The sequence below is a fragment of the Variovorax sp. BGA-UO-ETr-C22 genome (genome assembly GCF_059567965.1).
In genome coordinates this window covers 352,348-373,105 of record NZ_JCAQPA010000008.1, presented here as the reverse complement: position 1 = coordinate 373,105, position 20,758 = coordinate 352,348, and the positions used below count along the sequence as shown (strand labels likewise).

Annotated in this window: 26 protein-coding genes and 2 pseudogenes; 15 read left to right on the top strand and 13 right to left on the bottom strand. The window is 63.0% G+C overall.

Features of this window, described 5'->3' with window-relative positions; translation table 11 throughout:
- Window positions 1-921 carry a type IV toxin-antitoxin system AbiEi family antitoxin domain-containing protein gene (locus AC57B8_RS09335; protein WP_496479437.1) on the bottom strand — a complete coding sequence of 307 codons (921 nt, stop codon included), beginning with the start codon at window positions 919-921 and terminating at the stop codon, window positions 1-3.
- Window positions 922-1,395: 474 nt separating this feature from the next.
- Between AC57B8_RS09335 and AC57B8_RS09330 the strand changes: the two are divergent.
- From AC57B8_RS09330 to AC57B8_RS09315, 4 genes and pseudogenes are all read left to right on the top strand, one after another.
- Window positions 1,396-1,539, top strand: a pseudogene (locus AC57B8_RS09330) (SDR family NAD(P)-dependent oxidoreductase); the annotation flags it as partial.
- 25 nt (window positions 1,540-1,564) lie between these two features.
- Window positions 1,565-1,972, top strand: a complete 408-nt coding sequence (locus AC57B8_RS09325; RefSeq protein WP_496479489.1) for a hypothetical protein — start codon at window positions 1,565-1,567, stop codon at window positions 1,970-1,972.
- A gap of 675 nt (window positions 1,973-2,647) precedes the next feature.
- Window positions 2,648-2,950: a YlcI/YnfO family protein gene (locus tag AC57B8_RS09320; RefSeq protein ID WP_496479436.1), complete on the top strand. Its 303-nt coding sequence runs from the start codon at window positions 2,648-2,650 to the stop codon at window positions 2,948-2,950.
- Window positions 2,947-3,258 carry a type II toxin-antitoxin system RelE/ParE family toxin gene (locus AC57B8_RS09315; protein WP_496479435.1) on the top strand — a complete coding sequence of 104 codons (312 nt, stop codon included), beginning with the start codon at window positions 2,947-2,949 and terminating at the stop codon, window positions 3,256-3,258. Before AC57B8_RS09320 ends, AC57B8_RS09315 begins: the two co-directional genes overlap by 4 nt.
- A 268-nt stretch (window positions 3,259-3,526) precedes the next feature.
- Here AC57B8_RS09315 and AC57B8_RS09310 read toward each other — a convergent pair whose 3' ends face one another.
- The 8 genes from AC57B8_RS09310 to AC57B8_RS09275 form a co-directional block, all read right to left on the bottom strand.
- Window positions 3,527-3,886, bottom strand: a complete 360-nt coding sequence (locus tag AC57B8_RS09310) for a hypothetical protein (protein ID WP_496479434.1) — start codon at window positions 3,884-3,886, stop codon at window positions 3,527-3,529.
- A gap of 484 nt (window positions 3,887-4,370) precedes the next feature.
- Window positions 4,371-5,336 (bottom strand): threonine ammonia-lyase, encoded by a 966-nt coding sequence (locus tag AC57B8_RS09305; RefSeq protein ID WP_496479433.1) that lies wholly within the window; start codon window positions 5,334-5,336, stop codon window positions 4,371-4,373.
- A complete protein-coding gene (locus AC57B8_RS09300) occupies window positions 5,333-6,358 on the bottom strand; it encodes a succinylglutamate desuccinylase/aspartoacylase family protein (RefSeq protein ID WP_496479432.1) in 1,026 nt (341 codons plus the stop codon). The genes AC57B8_RS09305 and AC57B8_RS09300 overlap by 4 nt, the downstream gene beginning before the upstream one ends.
- Entirely contained in the window at window positions 6,355-7,131 is a 777-nt protein-coding gene (locus AC57B8_RS09295; RefSeq protein WP_496479431.1) for a transporter substrate-binding domain-containing protein, read from the bottom strand. Before AC57B8_RS09295 ends, AC57B8_RS09300 begins: the two co-directional genes overlap by 4 nt.
- 37 nt (window positions 7,132-7,168) lie before the next feature.
- A complete protein-coding gene (locus AC57B8_RS09290) occupies window positions 7,169-7,897 on the bottom strand; it encodes an amino acid ABC transporter ATP-binding protein (RefSeq protein WP_496479430.1) in 729 nt (242 codons plus the stop codon).
- Window positions 7,878-8,534, bottom strand: a complete 657-nt coding sequence (locus tag AC57B8_RS09285) for an amino acid ABC transporter permease (protein WP_496479429.1) — start codon at window positions 8,532-8,534, stop codon at window positions 7,878-7,880. The genes AC57B8_RS09290 and AC57B8_RS09285 overlap by 20 nt, the downstream gene beginning before the upstream one ends.
- A 1-nt stretch (window position 8,535) precedes the next feature.
- Window positions 8,536-9,201, bottom strand: coding sequence for an amino acid ABC transporter permease (locus AC57B8_RS09280; RefSeq protein ID WP_496479428.1), 666 nt, complete (start codon window positions 9,199-9,201; stop codon window positions 8,536-8,538).
- Window positions 9,202-9,204: 3 nt separating this feature from the next.
- Window positions 9,205-9,705, bottom strand: coding sequence for a RidA family protein (locus tag AC57B8_RS09275; RefSeq protein WP_496479427.1), 501 nt, complete (start codon window positions 9,703-9,705; stop codon window positions 9,205-9,207).
- 202 nt (window positions 9,706-9,907) lie between these two features.
- Between AC57B8_RS09275 and AC57B8_RS09270 the strand changes: the two genes are divergently transcribed.
- Window positions 9,908-10,663 (top strand): FadR/GntR family transcriptional regulator, encoded by a 756-nt coding sequence (locus AC57B8_RS09270; RefSeq protein ID WP_496479426.1) that lies wholly within the window; start codon window positions 9,908-9,910, stop codon window positions 10,661-10,663.
- Window positions 10,664-11,105: 442 nt separating this feature from the next.
- Here AC57B8_RS09270 and AC57B8_RS09265 read toward each other — a convergent pair whose 3' ends face one another.
- From AC57B8_RS09265 to AC57B8_RS09255, 3 genes are read right to left on the bottom strand one after another with little or no spacing between them, the layout of a single operon-like run.
- Window positions 11,106-11,426 (bottom strand): hypothetical protein, encoded by a 321-nt coding sequence (locus tag AC57B8_RS09265; protein WP_496479425.1) that lies wholly within the window; start codon window positions 11,424-11,426, stop codon window positions 11,106-11,108.
- Window positions 11,423-11,812 (bottom strand): BrnA antitoxin family protein, encoded by a 390-nt coding sequence (locus AC57B8_RS09260; protein WP_496479424.1) that lies wholly within the window; start codon window positions 11,810-11,812, stop codon window positions 11,423-11,425. Before AC57B8_RS09260 ends, AC57B8_RS09265 begins: the two co-directional genes overlap by 4 nt.
- Window positions 11,799-12,032, bottom strand: coding sequence for a hypothetical protein (locus tag AC57B8_RS09255; protein WP_496479484.1), 234 nt, complete (start codon window positions 12,030-12,032; stop codon window positions 11,799-11,801). The genes AC57B8_RS09260 and AC57B8_RS09255 overlap by 14 nt, the downstream gene beginning before the upstream one ends.
- Here AC57B8_RS09255 and AC57B8_RS09250 point away from each other — a divergent pair.
- The 5 genes and pseudogenes from AC57B8_RS09250 to AC57B8_RS09230 all read left to right on the top strand — a co-directional run.
- Window positions 11,928-12,155: pseudogene (locus AC57B8_RS09250) on the top strand (preprotein translocase); the annotation flags it as partial. The gene AC57B8_RS09255 and the pseudogene AC57B8_RS09250 overlap by 105 nt on opposite strands.
- 1,087 nt (window positions 12,156-13,242) lie before the next feature.
- Entirely contained in the window at window positions 13,243-13,563 is a 321-nt protein-coding gene (locus tag AC57B8_RS09245) for a hypothetical protein (RefSeq protein ID WP_496479423.1), read from the top strand.
- Window positions 13,564-14,399: 836 nt separating this feature from the next.
- The gene (locus AC57B8_RS09240) at window positions 14,400-14,705 is read left to right on the top strand and encodes a hypothetical protein (protein ID WP_496479422.1); all 306 of its coding nucleotides are present in this window, start codon (window positions 14,400-14,402) and stop codon (window positions 14,703-14,705) included.
- A 456-nt stretch (window positions 14,706-15,161) separates the two neighbouring features.
- Window positions 15,162-15,443, top strand: coding sequence for a type II toxin-antitoxin system Phd/YefM family antitoxin (locus AC57B8_RS09235; protein ID WP_496479421.1), 282 nt, complete (start codon window positions 15,162-15,164; stop codon window positions 15,441-15,443).
- 53 nt (window positions 15,444-15,496) lie between these two features.
- Window positions 15,497-15,628, top strand: coding sequence for a hypothetical protein (locus AC57B8_RS09230; RefSeq protein ID WP_496479420.1), 132 nt, complete (start codon window positions 15,497-15,499; stop codon window positions 15,626-15,628).
- Between the two features lie 144 nt (window positions 15,629-15,772).
- Here the strand turns inward: AC57B8_RS09230 and AC57B8_RS09225 are convergent, their stop codons facing one another.
- On the bottom strand, window positions 15,773-15,994 hold the full coding sequence (locus tag AC57B8_RS09225) for a hypothetical protein (RefSeq protein WP_496479419.1): 222 nt from the start codon (window positions 15,992-15,994) through the stop codon (window positions 15,773-15,775).
- A 412-nt stretch (window positions 15,995-16,406) separates the two neighbouring features.
- Here AC57B8_RS09225 and AC57B8_RS09220 point away from each other — a divergent pair, with 412 nt between their 5' ends.
- Genes AC57B8_RS09220 through AC57B8_RS09200 form a run of 5 tightly spaced genes read left to right on the top strand, consistent with a single transcriptional unit; the run spans window position 16,407 to window position 20,758 of the window.
- Complete coding sequence (locus tag AC57B8_RS09220; protein ID WP_496479418.1) at window positions 16,407-17,477, top strand: ABC transporter substrate-binding protein; 1,071 nt, start codon at window positions 16,407-16,409, stop codon at window positions 17,475-17,477.
- Window positions 17,478-17,495: 18 nt separating this feature from the next.
- Complete coding sequence (locus AC57B8_RS09215) at window positions 17,496-17,804, top strand: hypothetical protein (protein ID WP_496479417.1); 309 nt, start codon at window positions 17,496-17,498, stop codon at window positions 17,802-17,804.
- Entirely contained in the window at window positions 17,753-18,412 is a 660-nt protein-coding gene (locus tag AC57B8_RS09210) for an ABC transporter permease (RefSeq protein ID WP_496479416.1), read from the top strand. The genes AC57B8_RS09215 and AC57B8_RS09210 overlap by 52 nt, the downstream gene beginning before the upstream one ends.
- Window positions 18,413-18,414: 2 nt before the next feature.
- Entirely contained in the window at window positions 18,415-19,221 is an 807-nt protein-coding gene (locus AC57B8_RS09205) for an ABC transporter ATP-binding protein (protein WP_496479415.1), read from the top strand.
- Window positions 19,175-20,758: an amidohydrolase family protein gene (locus AC57B8_RS09200; RefSeq protein ID WP_496479414.1), complete on the top strand. Its 1,584-nt coding sequence runs from the start codon at window positions 19,175-19,177 to the stop codon at window positions 20,756-20,758. Before AC57B8_RS09205 ends, AC57B8_RS09200 begins: the two co-directional genes overlap by 47 nt.

Here is a 20,758-nt window from a genome sequence, read left to right as displayed (position 1 = left end):
TCAGCTGGCCTGGTCCTGAGAGGAGGCCGCCAAGGCCAGCGACGGGACGTTGATGGACAGCTGCCATCGCTCGGAATAGATGGGCGCGTATTCGTTCTCGGCGTCCAGTTTCCGGGAGCCGCCGCGCTGCGCGAATTTTTCCCAACCATCGACGGCTGGCGACGTCAGGCGGCAGACCTCGGTGATCACGAAACCGGCTCGAACCTTGTCGATGGGCTGGCCATGTCTGTCGATCTCGTCCACGATCAGCTTGAGGTAGCGCCTGGCGTCCTTCTGGTAGATGTCGAGGACGTGTTGAATGTCGCCGCACAGCTTGGGTTCTCTCAGCATGTCCAGAAAGACCCGTCCGAGCGTTGCCACCCTCAACGGCGATTCGGCGACATTCCTGAACGCGCCGAGCTGCGATCTTTCGTGAAATTCGATGGGTGTGTGCCCGAACAGGGTGAGGGATGGGCGCGTGAGTCGCGGCAGTCCGGAACTCCTGTAGTCGGCGAGGGTTTCGCCCAGATCCTTTTCCATGCGGGATTGCGCCTGCTTGCGCCAGTCGGCCGCAGGCGGCGTGGTCATGTAGACGGTCTTGGGAAATCGATCCGTCAACCCGTGGTATTCCATGGCGCTGAGGTGCGAGAGGTAGGCGAATGGGTCCAGGCTGCACATGATCTCGGCAGGCGAGGCCTTGTTGCTGCCGAACAGGAGGTAGGCGGTCGGCTTGGAATGGGGAACGGGCGTCAGCAGACGTACGCCGGTCAGTGCATTCAACAATTGCTCGTAGGTCGACTTGGCCTGGGCGGGCCGCAGCGACCTGGAGACACGGAAGAAAACCAGTCTGCCGACGTCGTAGGAGGACACGGCCGGCTCCCCGATCAGCGCGAGCGCATCGGCGACAGAGGCGATGAGGTTCGGGGGTACGGTCGGCGTCATTGTGACGATGTGATCGATGAGAGGGGATCACTGCCAGTAGACTGCATCCTAAGGATGCAGTCTACTGGCAGTGATCGTGCAAGGGGATTCAAAACGGGTGCAAAACTGCTGTGTTCTCAAAATTCATTATAACATATACTTCGTCCTAAGGACGAAGTATATGTTATAATGATATCTTGTCAAGGGCGTGATCTTTTTGTGCCGGTCATATGAAGGGCAAAGCCGGTGGGATGTATGGCACATAAAATACGTCCTTAGGACGTATTTTATGTGCCATACAGGCGAGTAATGATCGGTTCCTCGAAGGTCCGCGCATTTTGCGGAACTGCAAATGTTGCAGCCCGCCGAGGATGGCGCACATTCGCTTCTGTCCCACCCATGCGCGATCCTTCGGGGTGCTGCGAAGGGTGTCCGTGCAACGGCGCGCGCAATGCGTAGCCTTGCCCGCCGCGGGCGCCCTGCCAAGGAGCGTCCATGAGCAACGACATACGTTCCGTTCTCGTTACCGGCGCGAGCGGCGGTATCGGACGCGCCGTGTGCGTCCGGCTGGCGCGATCAGGGCATGGGCTGGTGCTTGCGGCTCGTGATGAAGGAAAGCTGCTGACGCTTTGCGACGAACTGCGGTCGGTTCACCCCGGCGGCGTTGTCACGTCGGCCGCCGCTTTCCAACTTCGAATTCGCGGCCTACGACGAGGCGATGCCGGCCTGGCGTTTCATCGACCTCACGTCGCATGTCGAATACATGAGCGGTGTGATCGACAGGACCATTCGCAAGGAGATGCACAGCCAGGCCGCGTTCTTTCGTGCGCATGACCAGGCCCGTCAGGCACTGAAGGAAGTCATCGAAGGCCCCGACGCGCATCTGGACACGATCATCCGTTCCGTTCGCCAAAACGAAGGGTGCCTGAGCAACAAGCTGCTGGCACAGTTTCCGCAACTTGCAGCGCCTGGTGTTTGGGAGCAAATCGCCCGTGTCGTCAACGAAGCCTTCGCGGTTCCAGGCAGCGATCCATTCCGGCCCGATGTCGACCCTCCACAAGGTGATCCTTGAAAACCTGGATCTGATGCGGGCTCACGTGGCGTCGGTCGGCATCCGAGCGTGTCGAAGGTCTCGATGACCGCGACGGCAAGCTACCGGGAGATCGGTCGTCGCGCCATCGAGGCCGAACAGAAAGACAGGCGGCGCGCGGGTCATGGCGAGCGATTGGTCGAGCGGCCTTCTTTGGACCTCACAAGACAATCGGGGTCGAGGGTTCAGCCGTCAGAGCCTGCAGCAGATGCGTTCGTTCTTCATGGCTTGGCCAACGCGCCAGACAGTGTCTGGCGAATCTCCCCGACTTTCTGATGCAAGCCCATGTTTCGCGGGCACAGGCGCTCGATATGCTTCCGACAGCAGATATCGGTTCTGCCGATCCCGTTCGGCCGTGGCGACCTGAGGAACTGACGCGGCTTTTCATGCTGCCTTGGTTTGCCTATGTCCATTTCACGCTAAAGGAGGACGGCAGTGGCCATGCAGGCCCTCGCAGACTGCGGTTGACGTTGCTGTCGACGCTGATATCGAGCAGTTGGCGCAAAGGCTGACTTGGGCAATGCTCGTGAGGCCGGCATCTGCACTCGCCGCCGCCTCCGCTTGAGAACGCACCGTATCGATGAAGCTGTCCCGCCCTTCATCCCTGTCGTGCCACTGCAGTCGGACGACGCATAGCAATTGCTATACAATTTAACGATGAAGACCGCTCAACTTCCCCCGGTTCGTGTAACGGCTGCCGTTCGAGAACAGATCGAGGGCGTGTTGCTCGAAGGCGAAACGCTGTCGCATTTTGTTGAGCAGGCGGCGACTGATGCTGCTCGTCGTCGCAAGGCACAGCAAGATTTCGTGGCGCGTGGACGCACCTCGCTTGCCCGTGCGCTCGAATCGGGCGAGTCCTATGCGGCAGACGAGGTGCTCGCTGCGATGAAGTCTCGGATCGACATCGCGCGCAAGGCTGTCGAAAAGGGGCGCGGCGGCATCTCCAAACGGCGGGCGTGACATACCTCGTGCGATTGACGCGCGAGGCGTTGGAAGACCTTCAGCGTCTTGAAGCTTTTGTCCTCGAGGCTGCTCTCAAGCACGGAGACTGGGAGCTACCGGATCGCGCACTGCTGGCTATCCGAAGCGAGTTCCGCATCTTGGAGACCAATCCTTTCACCTGTCGAATTGCCTTCGACGATCGATTGGAGCGAGAACTCGTCATTCCATTCGGTGCCTCGGGCTACGTTGCCTTGTTCCATATCGTCAGTGAACGCGAGATCGTGGTGTCTGCCATCCGACATCAGCGAGAGGACGACTATCACTGACCGTGAGGTCGTCCACGCCATCAGGCATTGAGCATCAGTCCCCACGTATGCAGTCACCGTCCCGTGCCTCACCCGAGGGGCGGCGAGTTTCAAGCGTGCCGTTCCGTCTCGCTTGGCCAACAGCAAACCGCCTTTCATGACCATCGTGGGGCGCAGCGCGGTCGACGTGCCGATGGCGGTCAGGATGATGTGGACGGCTTCCCTGAAATTGCGCTTGTCGGCCGGGGCCTGCGACACCCACAGTGAGAGATCGATTTCTTCGAGCATTTCAGCTGGCCTGGTCCTGAGAGGAGGCCGCCAAGGCCAGCGACGGGACGTTGATGGACAGCTGCCATCGCTCGGAATAGATGGGCGCGTATTCGTTCTCGGCGTCCAGTTTCCGGGAGCCGCCGCGCTGCGCGAATTTTTCCCAACCATCGACGGCTGGCGACGTCAGGCGGCAGACCTCGGTGATCACGAAACCGGCTCGAACCTTGTCGATGGGCTGGCCATGTCTGTCGATCTCGCCCACGATCAGTTTGAGGTAGCGCCTGGCGTCCTTCTGGTAGATGTCGAGGACGTGTTGAATGTCGCCGCACAGCTTGGGTTCTCTCAGCATGTCCAGAAAGACCCGTCCGAGCGTTGCCACCCTGAACGGCGATTCGGCGATTCCTGAATGCGCCGAGCTGCGATCTTTCGTGAAATTCGATGGGTGTGTGCCCGAACAGGGTGAGGGATGGGCGCGTAAGTCGCGGCAGTCCGGAACTCCTGTAGTCGGCGAGGGTTTCGCCCAGATCCTTTTCCGTGCGGGATTGCGCCTGCTTGCGTGGTGCGCACAAGGCTTGCCAATCGAGCGGGCAACCTCTCTGCATCTTGATTCAACCTCGTCTTCCTCCTGATGACGACGGATCCTTGGTTTGCTGGCAAGACGCAGCCTCGATGAAATCGGCGCTGGCCATGGATGACCCACGCGCGGCGATTTCGATGGACGAGGAGCATTACCGCGCCAGTGCGGGTGACCTGCCCATACCTCGCCGCGCACGACGGCCGGCTGGTGCATTGGGATGCAGATGCGGGTCAGCGCTCGATGGGAAAGTGGGTCCGACGGGCGTGGAAATGCACAGAGCAGACTCCTAGCCTTGCGGCATCCCGTCGCTGCCACTGCCGCACAACACCACGGCGATTTTCTCGTCGTCGCGCCGCGCAAAGCAGCGCTGGCTCACGGCCGCCAGCGCGGTGGCCGCGCCGAGCTCAATGGCCAGGCCCGCGTGCTGCCATGCAGAGCGCGCGGCGTCCTCGATGACTTCTTCGTCGACCAGCGTGATGTCGTCCACATACTTCTGGATCAGCTCGAAGTTCAAGGACTCGGTCGAGCGCGCGGCCAGGATGGGCACGCGCGTCTTCACGTTCTGCAGCTTCACGATGCGGCCTTCCTTGCGGCAGGTGTAGAGCGTGGGGCAGCCCGCGGCTTCGACGCCAACGACGCGGATCGATGGCTTGAGCAATTTGGCTGCCTGGGCAATGCCCGCGAGCAGACCGCCGCCGCCGATGGACACGACCAGCGTCTCGACCTCGGGCCACTCGTCGATGATTTCGAGCGCGGTCGTGCCCTGCCCGACCACCACGTCGCGGTCCGCATAGGGATGCAGCAACGCACCGCCGTGCTCGGCCACGTTGGCGCCGGCGGCATCCCAGCTCTGGTCCCAGAAGTCGCCATGCACGGTCAGCTTCGCGCCGTGGCTTTCGATGCGCGCGCGCGTGATCGGCGTGCTGGTGTTCATCACGAACACATTGGCTGGCAGGCCCAGGGTCTTGCCGACGTACGCAACGGCCGCGCCGAAGTTGCCGCCCGACGCGGTGGCCAAGCCTTGCCGGCGCACCTCATCGGACAGGTTCAGCACGCGGTTGAAGGCGCCACGCGCCTTGAACGAGCCGGTGACCTGGTGGCACTCGGCCTTGAAGCGCACCTGCACCGCACCGCCGGGCACCCAAGGGTGGGCGTTGATCAGTGGCGTCTGCCGGATGTAGGGCTTCACGCGGGCATGCGCCGCGCGGTAGTCGTCCAGGGTGATGGGCTGCTGCATCGTGTTCTCGCTCATGCGGCTGCGCCGTCCTCGTCTTCGACCAACACGCACAGGTTGTTGCCTTGCTTCACGATGCCGAAAGTGCGCTGCGAATACACCACGCCGCTTTTTGCAAAGTGCACTTCGCGCGGCGCGAGCGCGGGTTCGGTCAGCAGGTGCAGGTAGCCCGCAACTTCACCGGCCCTCACCGTGTCGCCCAGCGCGTGCAGCGGCTCGAAGTAGCCGTCGCCCGGCGACAGCAGGTTGCCCCCGTCGGGGACGATGTGCACGCGGCGGCTCGGCGGTGGTGCATCGGGCAGCGCGCCAGGCACCACGCCCAGCCGCGCCAGCACGCGCGACAGGCATTCGCGCGTGCGCTTCACGCCCTTGGGCGACACGCTGCCGTTCTCGCCCATCTCGGCCGCGATGGCCGCCAGGCCGAGATGCGCCGCCGCACCGCAGCTGGTGCGCGGGTCGCCCATGTTGTCGGTGATGACGGTGAACTTCGCGCCGAACCAGCGTGCCATGTCTTCGGCGCACTCGCGCACTTCCGGCGCCATCGTGGGCGTTACGACGACCTGCGCGCTCTCTTCGATGAAGAGCGAGCTGCCGCCCGCATGCAGGTCGACGTACGCATCGCACTTTGGGAACAGCACGTCGTGGATGAACGCTGCGATCTGCTCCGTCGGCGTGCCGAATGGGTTGCCCGGGAACACGCGCGCCAGGTTCTTGCCGTCGAGCGGGCTCACGCGCGAAGCTGCGCGCAGTGCCGGTGCATTGGCGGCCGGCATCAGGATCAGGCGGCCCTTCACCTGCGAAGCTTCAAGCGTGCGGATCAGCTCGTTGATGACGATCGGACCTTCGTACTCGTCGCCGTGGACGGCACCGGTGACCAACACCGTCGGGCCGTTGCCATCGCCAATGACGGTAAGCGGCAACGCCACCGCGCCCCATGCGTCGTCATGCCCCGAATACGGCAGCCACGCATGGCCGACCTGCTTGCCGGGCCTGGCCCAGTCGATGTCCGTGAAAACGGTGGATGGACGCTGCTGGCTCACTTCACTTCTTTCTGTTCGTCCTTGAACCATTTCAGGCGCAGTGCGGCCAGGCTGCCGTCGGAGGTCTTGCCGTCGATGATCTTGTTCATCTCGGCCAGCAGCGCGGTCTCGCCCGGCTGCACGGCCATGTAGGCAGGGCTGATGCGGATCAGCGACTTCATCTCGATGCCCTTGGCCGGGTTCTCGTCGGCCACCTTCTGCGCGATGAAGTTGTTCTCGGCGAACAGCGGCGCCTGGCCCGACAGGAAGGCCGAGATGGTCGAGGCCGTGTCCTCGAGGCGGATCAACTTGGCGCCGGGCGCGAGCTCGCTCAGCGACAGGTCGGGCGTGGAGCCCTTGGGCACCGCGATGGTCTGCCCCGCGAGGTCGGCCACCTTGGCGAACTTGGGCGTGCCCTTGCCGCCGTACACGCCCAGGTACACCGCAGCGTAGGCCTTGGAAAAAGCCACCTGCTTGGCGCGCTCGGGCGAGCTGCCCAGCGCAGCGATCACCACGTCGACCTTGTTCGACAGCAGGTACGGAATGCGGTTGGCGCCGGTTACTTGCTGCAGCTCGAGCTTCACGCCCATGGCCTTGGCCACGTTCTCGGCCAGTTCCACGTCGAGGCCAGTCGGCTTGCCCGCGCCATCCGTGAAGCCCCAGGGCGCGGCGTCGATGGTGGTGGCGATGCGGATCGTTCCCTTGGCCTTGATGTCCGCGAGCTTGTCGGCGTGCGCGAACAGTGGCGCAGCGCAGATCAGCGCGGCGGCGAACAGGGTTTTCATCTTGAACATGGAAGCTCCTTGAAGGCAAAAACGAAGACGTAGGGAATCAGACAACGGATTGAATGAACTGCTGGAACTCGGGGGTCTGCGGGCTGCCGAACATTCGCTCCGGCGTGCCCCGCTCCCAGATGCGGCCCTGGTTCATGAAGAGCACCTCGGAAGCCACACGGCGCGCAAAGGCCATCTCGTGCGTCACGACCATCATGGTCATGCCGTCGCGCGCCAGGTCTTCCATCACGCGCAGCACCTCACCGACCAGCTCGGGGTCGAGCGCGGAAGTGGCTTCGTCGAACAGCATCAGCTGCGGAGACATGGCCAGCGCCCGCGCGATGGCCACGCGCTGCTGCTGGCCGCCCGACAGCTGCGAGGGCATGGCGTCGAGCTTGTGGCCGAGGCCCACGCGCTCGAGCATCTGCCTGGCGAGTTCGCGCGCTTCGCCCTTGCCGGTCTTCTTCGTCAGCACCGGTGCCAGCGTCACGTTGGCCGCGGCCGACAGGTGCGGAAAGAGATTGAAGCTCTGGAACACCATGCCCACGCGGCGGCGCAGCAGCGCAAGATCGGTTGCGGGCGACTGCACGTCGACACCGTCGACCACGATGCGGCCCCCGCTGATGGTTTCCAGCCCGTTCACGCAGCGCAGCAGCGTGCTCTTGCCCGAACCACTGCGCCCCACGAGCGCCACGATGTCGCCCTTGGCGACCTCGGTGGACACGCCGCGCAGCACGTGGTTATCGCCGAAGTGCTTTTCGACCGAATCAATGAGCACGAGCGACATTCATGCGTCCTTCCAGGTTGAGTGCCAGCCGTGCCAGCGGATAGCAGATGGCGAAGTAGCACAGGGCCACGCCGCAGAAGACAGGCAGGTGCGCCAGCGTGGAGCCCGCCACGATCTGGCCCGAGCGTGTGAGTTCCACCAGCCCGACGAGTGCGGCGAGCGAGGTGTTCTTGATGAGCTGCACCAGATAGCTCACCGTGGGCCCCAGCGCCACGCGAAAGGCCTGCGGCCACACCACGTGCCGCATGACGTGCCAGCGCCGCAGACCCATGCACGAGGCCGCCTCCCACTGGCCCTTGGGCACCGATTCGATCGCGCCACGCCAGATTTCGCCGAGGAACGCGCCGGCCGACAGCGAGAACGCAGCGGCCGCAGCCATGAAGGCATTGATCTCGATGCCCAGCAGCATCGGCACGCCGAAGTACAGCAGGAACAGCACGCCCAGCAGCGGAGTGCCCTGCACCAGCTCGACATAGACGCGCGCCAGCACGCGCAGCCATGGCAGGCGCGAGGTGCGCGCTACCGCCACGCCCAGCGCGATCGCGCTGCCGATGACGAAGGCGGTCACGGCCAGCGCCGCGGTCCAGCGGATGGCGCCGAGGATGAGCCAGAGGTCGGCAATGGACAGTCCACGCATCTCAGTGCTCCTTGCCGAACAAGCGGCGCTGCACGAAGCCCAGCAGCACGCGCAGCGCCTGCACCGCAACGAAGTACATCGCGCAGATCACCAGGTAGACCTCGAAGCTGCGGAAGGTGCGCGAGTCGATGAAGCTGCCGGCGTGGAAGATGTCTTCCACACCAATCTGCGAGATGAGGCTGGTGCCGATCAGCGTGAGCACCATCTGGCTTGCCAGCGACGGAAACACGTTGCGCAGCGCCGGCACGAACAGCACATGCATCAGCACCTGGCACGGCCGCAGCCCGAGCGCCGCACCGGCTTCGGAGAGCCCGCGCGGCACCGACATCAGGCCGGAGCGAAACACCTCGACCATGTACGCGCCGCAATACAGCGCCAGCGATATGACGCCCGCCACCGGCGCCTCCAGGCGGATGCCCAGGTTGGGCAGGCCGAAGTAGATGAGAAAGAGCTGCACAAGCGCGGGTGTGTTGCGGAAGAACTCCACGTACACCCGCGTCATGCCGCGCACCGGCTTGCCACCGTAGATCAGTGCAAGCGATCCCGCCACGCCGATGGCCATGCCCAGCACGATGCTCGAGGCGGCATAGCCCAGCGTGTGCAGCAGGCCTTCCAGCAGTTGCCCGGTGTAGGGCGCGAGCGCATCGAACTGGAACTGGTAGGCCATGGCTCAGTCGACTTCCAGGATGGCCTCGACCTCGACGGTCTGGTGGCCCGGCAGTGACCCCGCGCCGATGGCCGAGCGCGCTCCCCGCCCCACTTCGTCGCCGAACACCTGCACGAACAGGTCCGAGCAGCCGTTGATGACCTGCGGGTGATGCGCGAAGCCGGGCGCCGCATTCACGAAGGCCAGCAGCTTCACCACGCCGCGCACGCGCTTCAGGTCGCCCAAAGCGGCCTTGGTCACGGCCAGCAGGTTCAGGCCGGTCAGGCGCGCATGGGCGTAGGCCGCCTCGATGCCCACTTCTTCGCCGACACGGCCGACATGCAGATGCCCATCGGCCTCCAGCGGCCCTTGTCCCGAGAGGTACAGCAAGGGGCCGCAACGGCGCCAGGCCACGAAGTTGGCGACAGGCGCCGGAGGAGGCGGCAGCATCAGCCCGAGCGCGGCAAGCCGCTCTTCGGGGCCGAGGCCCGCGCCAGCCGATGCCGTGTTGGAATCCAGGGTCATTGAGAACACATCACCGCGGCGCTGTGGGGGCAGCACCGGGGTCAACCTTTCGACGAAAATCAACGGATCCGGAAGGATTGGTCAACCAATCCCGAGCCAGGCAGCGCAGCCTTGTATGACTGCGTAATGAATTCATTCTAAGATTGTCAATTGTGATTGGTCAACCATTTTGGCGAACTCTATAACCATGGACGCAAAGCCCATGTCACAGTCACCGCCGCCGCTGATCGAGGTGACGGATCTCTCGGGCCGGATTGCCGCGCAGGACAAGGCCACCGCCTCGAAGGTCTACCGCGCCATCCTCCAGTCGATCCGAGACGGCGTGCTCAAGCCCGGCGACAAGCTGCCCAACGAGCGCGACCTGTCCGAGCAGTTCAAGACCTCGCGCAGCACGGTGCGCCATGCATTGGCCATGATGAGCGCGCAGGGCCTGCTGGAGCGCAAGGTCGGCAGCGGCACCTTCCTGGCCGAAGGGCTGATGCAACTGCTGAGCGAGTCCGACCTGCCGGTGGCCGCCCACCACCGCGACGTGCCGACCTACACCGAGATCCTCGAAGGCCGATTGCTGTTCGAGCCGGCCATGATGGCGCTGTCCGCCCAGCGCGCCGACGCCGAAGACTTCGCACTCATGCGCCATCACCTGGCCATGGTGCGCGATGCTGACCAGTGGCTGCAGTTCAAGGAGGGCATCTACGGCGTGCACCAGGCGATCTTCCGCGCCACGCGCAACCGCTTCCTGATGCAGGTGTTCGACGCGGTGGTGGCCGACCGCCGCGCAGTGCAGTACGACGGACGCTCCAATCTCAACGGCCCGGTGGGCGCCATCGTGCGTGAGCAGACGCTGCGCGAGCTCACGGCCATCGTCGAGGCGCTCGAGGCGCGCGACGCGAAGGCAGCAACAAGCCTGACGGACGGCTATTTCACGCGCATCCTCGCGTCGCTCAGCGTCTACGGATAGGCCCGTGGCACGCGATGGCTTGAATGCCCCTGCGGTTTTTCAGTCTCATCGCTGTGTTGCTGCCGGCCTTGTGGTCCCGGTCCCTCGGTATCAATTACCGGTGGCGGTGGCCATGAAGATCGCGGTGGCCGCGTTCGGGGCCGGTTTGGGCGATGCCAAGCATCGACACGCCGGAGGTGAAGGAGATGAAGCCGTTGCGTTGCGTGGCCCGGCCTGCGCGCGCGTAGCGCCAGCCAAGCTGAAGTTCGCAGGGGAATTGCCTCGAATCTCTAGTGGGCGTTTGTCGAGGGTGCAAGAGGTTGCGAATGACGCTTTTTTGACCGAGCCTCGATTCCTGGCGCTATTCTCGCGTGGCAGCACGCAATCCAGATCTCAGGGGAGGAACCGGCGCTGGCCTTGCTTCTGTGCTGCTGCAGCGCGTCGTTACTGCGGTGTTGGAGCCTCAGTGCAGCGTCGCTTTCATATTCCACCGAAGTACGGATTCGGCAGTCGGGCCAAGCAACAGAGGCAGTAGGCTGGAACTGTGAACAAGTGCCCGGCCTTCGGTTTCGGCCTCCGCGGCTTCCAGCTCCGGGCGCGCCTCGAGCGCAAAGTCGCCGAAGATCGGCACTTGCGGGTGCACGATCCACCAGCCGTCCAAGCGATCTTCGTCGGCTGGAAGCGGCCCGTCGTAGGCGAACTCCACATTGACCACGGCACCGACGTTCCCTTCGTCGTTGGACTCGACGATGACGGCCACGATGCCCGGCTGGATCGGCCTCATTTGCGACGGATCTCTTCGCGCCTCTCGCCGACGACGTGCGCACCGATCACGCCTTTGCGCTTTCGTGCCGGAGCCTTGGCGAGATCGCGGGCGAGAACAACAGCATCTTCGCGCGTGTCCGAAATGAACACAGACCGGATCACGTCGTTCACTCGGGTGTGCCAGCCGCGACCGCCAGACTTCAACGCCTCTAGAACGTCGGCGTCAAACCGGATCGTGGCCGATGCCTTCGGTGTCTCCTTGACCATGCTCGCCGGCCGACCGCGCTTTCGCGCCACGATCTGCTCGGCCGTGTGCACGGCGGCATGTTCGCCGCGCTTCATCTCTGCGAAGGACTCGAGCAGATCCTTCTCGAATTGCACCATGTTCTTGTCAATCTCGGGCATCAAGAGCCTCCTTCAGTTTCAACAGGGCGGCGGCGGGGATGTTGTCGAACTTGGCCTTCATGTAGACCAGAAGCAGCACTAGATCGCCCTGTTCGTTGCGGTTGAAATAGCCCATGCGAGCGCCGCCCCGAATCTGGAAGGGCTCACGCTGCACGGCCTGCATCGCTCGTTCAAGCGCCTCACTGAGTGGCTGGAAATACCTGCCGGCGTCGTTGCGCAGATCATGGATCACAAGCCGTCCGCGACTGCAGAAAAGCACGACACAGTACGCCCCCTTGACCTCCTGCGTGTCCACCGTGAACGCACTGAGGCATGGAGCCTGGAGCAGGCCGGCGTTCGGTTCCGTACCGCCAAAAACCACAGCAAAGGCGCAGCCAGAGCCTGCAAAGATCTGAACAACATCCCACCGACGACCTTACAAAACCGACGAAAGCCCTTTTGCAGGGCGGCCTCGTCCCCACTGGACGCCGGCGGGCGCGCCACTTTGCTCACATGGGCTCGCCGCCGCGCGCATGGCTGGGCGCGTAGTGCGCGCGCCGCGCGCAGCCGCTCGATCTGTTTCAGGAGGGCGCGTGATGCTCATCCTCGGGGCCAAGTATCTCGTCGATCCGACGCATTCCTGCACCTACCGCGACGGCGTGCGCCGTCATCCTGTCTGGACAAATCTGGTTGACTTCCACTCGAAAGATCTCGGCACCGTCGGCGCCACAGACGTGGCAGCTGTGCGCGAGGTACGCCCCTCTCACGTTGGAAAGGACGGGCGTAATGCTGAAATCTCGGTAGCGCGTCGCTACTGGAAAGTGGCCAGACTTCTCGCTCATCACATCACCTCGATTCTTGAGCGAAGCGTATCGCTGGCGCTAGCTGCCCACGAGGTCGAACCGCATCTGCAGCTCGCGCGCGAAGTCGCTGCGACGCGCGCAGCGATCGCTGACCACGCGCACAGTCCGATTCGGACCGCCCTCGTGGCCCGGGTCCATCCGGATCGCCCCGCCTCGGTGCACGTCGGTCCACCTGGTCGCGCGGGTCGGGGATGGCCTCAATGCGCTCGATCAGCAGGGCGTGCAGCTGCTCGACGGTGCGGGTGGGCTTGGCCATGCCCTAGCCTGGGCTCCACCCGGCACCTTTGTCGTGCTTGTCGTTTTCGTACGCCCACCTGGCCCCGCAAACCTGACAGGTGAAGTTCGTCGTGATGACAGCACCCGTTCCCCAATGCTGCTTGCTATGGCTCATCTCCTTGAGCGCGCCAGGACCGGGCGCACCGCGACGTCCAGTTTCGATTTTTTCGCAGTCGGCGCAAAGCGGCATCTGCCCTCTCCTCGAAAGAACGCATTTTGCGCCTTCTCGACACATCCCCCGATCGCGTGCGCGCCACAGAAATCCAGGCCACGCAGATGTGCACGTCGCCAAACAAGAAGTAGCATCCGCCCATGTGGAAGCCCGCCAGCCCCATCGTGATTGCCGGCCGCCCCCTGACCGATCAGGAGGCCTGGTGGCACGAGTTCAGGGACGAACTCGACGAACTGTACGAAGGCGCGGTCGATAGCGACTTGCTCACCATGATCTGCGACACAATCGATCCGCGCGCCTTCAATGACGACCCGCGCCATCTTGCCCGCCTGGCCCACGCGATGCTGACGGTCGAGTGTCCGGAACTTGCCAAGGCTGCGCGTGGAAAGCGCCCGCATCTGACGCGCACAGCCGCGCCGCGAGCAATGCGATGCACCTGCTGTCGACGGCCGCGGCGGTAGGTTTGGCTTGCCCATCGCCTGCCCGCCCTCTCCCGGTATAGCAGCCTTCCAATCCCCCCCAACACCGCCCACTCATCCTCCGTGAGGTGATCGCGGGTCAGCGCCATCCGCGCGGCGAGGTTGGCGATCGCGTCATCCAACCCTGCTCGGCTCTGCTGCATGTCAAGCAGGGCGGCGCGCTCTTCGACAAGTTGGACGATGGGGCGGATCATTCGCGCACTGCGTGCGCGGGTGCCGGCGAGTGCCAGGCCACACACCTGCGCAGGTGGCCAACGCAACGTAGCGACGCCGGACGCTGCGCGCTATCGGTTCCTGTTGGCTCCCATAAATGCGGTATTTGGTTTTCAGATCCGATCGCTAGATTCAGGCCTCCATCACCATGGGAAGACCTCATGAAGCTCACACGCGCACTGATCACCAGCACTCTCTTTTCCGGCGCGGCCCTTGCGAATGCCAATGAAGCGCAACGCGCGTGCGGAGACTTTGACAGCGCCGTGATGACAACGCGCGCGCAATGTCAGCGAGAGCGGACACAGGACGACAGGGAGTACTGCGCAGCCACCAAACTCAGGCGAGCCCAAGATGCGCATGCTTCGTGCCTCGTTCGCTTTAATACGCAGGGGGCAAGATCCGTGCAAGAGGCGAGGGAGCGCTCAAATCGCATTCGGCGCGAGCCTTGAGGTGAATCCGCGGTTGTGCCCCGGGGCCGCCTCGTGCGGGCTTTGTCATGCTTGCGGCCCCTGGCTGGTGACTTGGTTCGGTTGCATCCATGCTCTATAAGTTCGACAAAAAGTCGCCACGCTTTCCGAGACAGACTCCGACCAATTAAGGGATTGATGACGTACGAAGTTCTGCTGACCGCTGATGGCACGAGTGGCGCGCAGTACCACGCTGCGAAGTCGGTGTTTCGCCGCGCGTTCGACAATGCGCTGGGGCGCCCGAACGACTTTCGGCCCTACTTCCAAGCGTGGGCTGCACACATTCAGCGAGAGCCCATGGACCATCAGAAAAAGGAGTTGGCGTCCGCGTTCCTCCTCGCGCATGCCGTTGCAGTGCGGCAAGGGCAGGCGGAGCTGGGCTCGGTCGTGGGCGTTTTCGATCTCCGACTCTCCGCCCGCGGCATGACCGGGCACCTGGCGTAGGCCTTCGGTCCGTTCCTCGCTGCATGCCGCAAGCGCCGCCCTCTTGTTGGCATGCCCTCGACGGGGTTGGGTAGTGCAACGACCAGTGACACCAAAGTGATGCCGGATGGTGGTACGCCCAGAAAGAGACCTTCTCGTTTCGCGTGCCCTGTGCAAGCCGCTCGCTGACGGGGCGATGCGCTGCGACGCAGTTCCAGCCCGCCAGGGCGAGCGCGCAGGCGGCAAGGGCCGGAACAGGGCGCGCTTTTCACGGACCGTTCTCCTCGGTTTGGCGGCATTGTGCCCAATGCCGCCAAACCGAGGACGGCCACTCGATGTGGCGTCGACGTGCTCGAAATCGCGGGATCCACCGAAGGCAGGGAGTCGGGCGAGCTCGGCCCGGGGAGGCGGGCGGCACGTCTTAAATTTAATTAAATTCGGCACTAAATTCAGACCCAAATGCACGCGAGGATCGCCATGTCATTCATCTCCAACATCAAGTCCATCTCCGACCTGAAACGCCACGCCGCTCAAATTTCGGAAGACCTGGCGATGAACGGCACGCCCTTCGTCATCACCCAGAATGGCGAGGCCAGTATGGTGATTGAAAGCGTCAAGCAGTTTCAGGAAAAAGAATCGCGGATCGCCGCCTTGAAGATCATCGCCCTGGGTGAGAAAGAGCGCATGCAAGGCAGCGGTATTCCCGTTGCCGAGACCCGTGCGCAACTGGCCGCAGCGCGCCAACGCCGCAAGTCATAGCCATCTTCATTCTTCCTGATGCCCAGGAGGACTTGCTCTCGCTTCAGGAGCCCATGCTCGACCCCTGGAGCGCCTCTGACGGGCTCAAGGCCGAAGACGAGATTTTCGAAAAACTGGCGCCGGTCGACACAGGTTTTTTTGACTGGGGCACCCGCCCAGGAACTGGTATCCGCGGGCATCTTTGAATATCAGAACGTCTTTACCTCGCACCACAAGCTGGTCTGCCGGCGTATCGGCGATGACACTTTGGTTCATGCCATTGCGGGACATCGGCAAGACCACCCTACGCTCTTGATGAAGCGCCTTCTGAGGATTTGATGGGATCGGGCTCAAGCTGCCTCCTGCTCCAGCGGCACCTTCTCCCTCCATTTTTGTTCTCGCTCAAAGCACTGTTGCCGCCGACCGAGAACGGATGGGAACCAGGCGAATTTGCGTCCGATGCGATCACCCAAGGCCCCAAAGATCGCCGCCCCCACGGGGCGCGCGACGAAGTCCATTCCATCGGCAAGCAACGACAAGAGCGTCGCGATGAAGGGATCGGATTGCGGCAAGAGTGCCGATGGCAACCTCGATCTGTCTGAACAGTGCTGCTTTGACATCGAGCACATGCTCACGGCCGACGGCAGGACTTCGCGAGTCTCAGGGCCCGCGCGCACCAACATCGGGAGCATGCGCAGGCCGACCGCGCATTTTCGGTGCGCGGATCCACCTTGGCCCAGGGATTGCGGGCCCTTCCTGGGGAGTACGCCTGGCACAAAGTTTGCCTAAGCCAAGCCAGCGCAAAGATTTTCTGCTTCCTCGGTTGGCGTGCCGAAATTCTTGGATGACTCCGGGAATTGGGTACCGGAGCGGACAGATCGCATGGCATTCCCTGCCGCCAGCACGCTCCTTACCGATTCCCGCCGTGATCCGTTGGTCACAACGACCTCTTCAGGGGTCCTTCACTGGGAATGAGGTAGATATATGTGCGAACGTCATGGTCAGGCATTTGCGGCCTTGCAATCACAAACCGATCGTCGCGGTTTCCTGAAATCGATTTCTGCTGGCGGCGCGCTCGTCGCCATGCCGATGAGCATGGCTGCCGCGCTAGGCAGCACCTCCGCCATGGCCGCCGACAAGACGACCGTCAAGGCCACGCACGGCGCGGGCTTGTGCAACCTGGGAATCTTCATCGCCAAGCAGCGCCAGCTCGCCAAGGGCGACGGCGTGGAACTCGAGTTCGTGGTCACTCCCACGAACACCGACATCGTGACGCTCTTTGGTGTCGGCGCGGTCGACATGTCGATGATCCCGTACTCCAACTTCCTGTCGTTGTACGACGCTGGCGCACCCGTGCGGGTGGTGGCCGGCGGGGGTGTCAACGGTTGCCTCGTCGTGGCGAGAGAAGGAATCAAGAGCGCGGCGGACATGAAGGGCAAGACGCTGGGAACCTTCCAGGCCGACACGCTCGAAGTGCTGCCTTACGACTGGTTGAAGAAGGCCGGACTGAGCTTCAAGGATGTGCAGGTTCGCTACTTCAACACCTCGCCGGAAATGGCGCAGGCCTTCGTGGGTGGCGCTGTCGATGCAATCTGCGCCGTCGAACCTTACGCCACGCAAACCGTTGCTGCCCGCAAGGGTTCATCCGTTCTCACCGACGGCACAGACCTGTACGGACCGCAGTACGCCGACTGCGTCTTGGCGGTGCGCACACCCATGCTGGAGAAACAGCCTGCGGTGGTTCGTTCGGTGATCAAGGCGCTGTTGACCGCGCAGCATCAGATCGAAACAGACCGGGCCGGCGCACTGAAAGAAACCGTGGGCACGTACTACAAGACAACGATGGACGCCGCCACGCTGGCCTCGCAGCGCCAACCGGTCATGATCGATCAGCGCAACCAGGCCCGATTCATTCTGGAGCGGGCGGTGTCGATGAAGGAAATGGGCTATCTCAAGAAACTGCCTGACGCAAAACTCTTCGACTGGTCGCCGCTCGAAAAGGTCATCGCGGACAACCGTCCGTTGTTCGACAGCCTGAAGCTCAAGTCCGCATAAATGGCAGGAGATGAATTCATGTCTGCCGTCAACATGCACGTCGCGACCGACGCGCGGAAGCCGCCAAGCAGTTCGCTTGCCGCTCCGGTTTCGTCCGGGCGACTCTTGAAACGCCTGCATCTCCGGTTTGTCGCTGCGCTTTGGGTGGTGGCGTCCATCGGTACCATCGTCGGCATCTGGGAGTTTGCCGCCGCGATGGGCTGGGCCGACCCGCTGCTCATGCCGGCACCCCATGTCTTTCTGGCAACTGGAGCGAGCAACTTCACTTCTTCGACATGGCCAACACCATCGGCTCCAGCGGAGAAGGTGGCAATTGGCTGGCTGTGATCAGCGTCGTGCTCTGGACGTCGATGCGTGTGCTGGTGGGTCTGCTTCTGGGCTTCGTGCTGAGCCTGGCCGTCGGACTGCTTATTCGCTACAACTCGATCTTCGGCAAACTCGCGCTGCCGGCGGTGACCATGTTTGCGCCCATCTCGCCGGTCGCCTGGTTGCCGGTGGCGGTGTTTCTGTTCGGCATCGGCGACAAGCCGGCCATCTTCATGGTGTTCATCGCTCTCTTCTTCGTGATGGTGATCGCCACCCTGGCCCAAATCGACGATGTGCCCAAGGCATATATCCATGTCGCCCGCATCATGGGGGCAAGCAAGCGGCAGGTCTTTCGCTCGGTCATTCTTCCGGCCATCCTTCCGGGGCTTTTCGTGACCTTGCGGATCAATCTGTTCGCCGCCTGGATGGTGGTGCTCATCGCCGAAGCTGCCGGCGTAGGCAGTGGCTTGGGCCAGATCGTGATGATGGCGCGCAACACCTTCAACGCAAGTCTGGTCTTTTTCACCATGACCCTGATCGGACTGAGCGGATTCATTTTTGACCAGGCCTTGCGACTCATTCAGCGGCGAATGCTCTGGTGGATCGACAATGGCGCGGGAGGCAAATGACCATGCGGGACGATCGCACCTCCTCGGCCATTGAATGCCGCAATGTCGGCAAGACCTGGGACACCGACAGCGGCAAGCCGTTCGTGGCATTGCAGGAGCTCAACTTCGACGTCAAGGCCGGCGAATTCGTGGTGCTGCTCGGGCCCTCTGGCTGCGGCAAGAGCACGCTTCTCTATCTTCTCGCGGGCCTCGAAGGAGCGAGTCATGGCGAGGTGTTGAGCGAAGGCGTGCCCATCACCAGCACCAGCCCGCAACGCGGCATGATTTTTCAGGAAGCGGCACTCTTCCCCTGGCTGAACATCAGCGACAACGTGGCCTACGGCCTGGCGCTCCAGGGCATGCCGAAAGCGCAACGCGAACAGCGGGCCTTGGAACTGCTCCAACGTGTGGGGCTGAATGGTTTTGCACACAAGAGGCCCTCCGAACTGTCCGGCGGCATGCGCCAGCGGGCCGCCATGGCGCGCGCCCTCGCGCTCGAACCCAAGGTGCTCATGATGGACGAGCCTTTTGCAGCGCTCGATATCCAAACGCGCGCAAAGATGCAGAACTACCTGCTCGATCTCTGGCGGCAAAGCCGCGCATCGATGTTGCTGGTGACCCATTCGATCGAGGAGGCCATCGGGTTGGCGGACCGCATCGTCGTGTTCACTGCACGGCCGGGACGCATCAAGACGATCGTTCCGGTGACGCTGGAACGCCCACGCAACCCGCGTGATCCAGCCTTTCATGCGCTGCACGACCAACTCGCGGAGCTGCTGGCCGATGAAGTCGACCGTGCCTTTGCGGAACAAGAGGCACTTGGCACATGAACAGGCAGGCATTTGCATGACAGGACCGCGCTCGCTCCTGATCCGCGGCGCCCGGATCTTGACACTGGACGACCAGAGCCGTGAATGGCCGTGTGCCGACATTCTCGTGATCGACGGCCGCATCGAGGCCATCGGTCCCGATCTGCAGGCGCCGATGCCCGACATACGGACCATCGATGCACGCGGCATGCTCGCCATGCCCGGCTTGGTCAATGCGCACTTCCATTCGCCGGGAAACTTCCTCAAAGGGCAGCTTGACGGCTATCCGCTGGAAGTCTTCATGCTGTACGAAGTACCGCCGCTTGCACAACAGGCCGATAGCTATCGGTTTGCCTACCTGCGCACCCTCATGGGCGCGCTGGAGATGCTCGAACGTGGAATCACCAGCGTGCACGACGATGCCTACCACGTGCCGGTGGCCTCACGGGAGAGCATCGACGCAGTGATGCAGGCCTATGCTGATGCAGGCATTCGTGCCACGGTCGCCATCGACCAGCCCAACGTGGTCGAGTACGACAAGTTTCCCTACCTGAAGGAATTGCTGCCGCCGGCCCTGCGCCTCGAAATGGAAGGCGCTCCGCGCCAGGACATGGACGAGTTGCTGGCGCTGTACGCGTACATGCTCAAGCGCTGGCACGGTCAGGCCGACGGACGTTTGTCTGCAGCAGTGTCGTGTTCGGCGCCTCAACGCGTCACGGAACCCTATTTTCTGGCACTGCACGAACTCAGCCGCGGGCACGATCTGCCCTTCAACATTCACATTCTCGAAACGAAGTTGCAACGCGCAACAGGACACGAGCGCTTCGGATGCTCATTGGTGCGTCATGTGCACAACCTCGGGATTCTGGACGCACGCAGCCAGATCATTCACGCGATCTGGATCGACGACGACGACGTGTGTCTGTTGGCCCAGGCCGATGCGGTGGTTGCACACAACCCCGTTTGCAACCTTCGCCTGGGCAGTGGCGTGATGCCCTTTCGCGCGCTGCGCGATGCCGGAGTCACTGTGGCCATTGGTACAGACGAGCTGTGCACTGACGACACCGCCAACGTTTGGCAGGCCGGAAAAATGGCCGGACTCATCCATAACCTGAGTACGCCGGATTTCGATCAGTGGCCGCGCGCGCACGAGATCCTGCGAGCAATGACACGCGGTGGCGCACGCGCCATTCGTCGCGCCGGCGAGGTCGGCCAGTTGAGCACAGGGGCCCAGGCCGACATCATCTTGCTCGAGCTCGATACGTGGGCCTTCACGCCCTTCAACAACCTTGAGCGTCAATTGGTCTACAGCGAGGATGGAAGCTCTGTGCGCACCAGCGTCGTGGCAGGCGAAGTGGTCATGGAAAATGGCCGCCACGTGCGGCTCAACGCTTCGAGCATTCGTGCCGAGATCCGCGAGCTGGCCATGGCCATCGGGGCGCAAATGAGCGAATCTCATGCGGCTGCGCAGCGCATGCTGCCCTACTACCGTGCCATGTATGACCGAGCCCACGCAGTTCCAAGTGGCATGGTCCGGCGACTGGTTGCGTCGGATTAG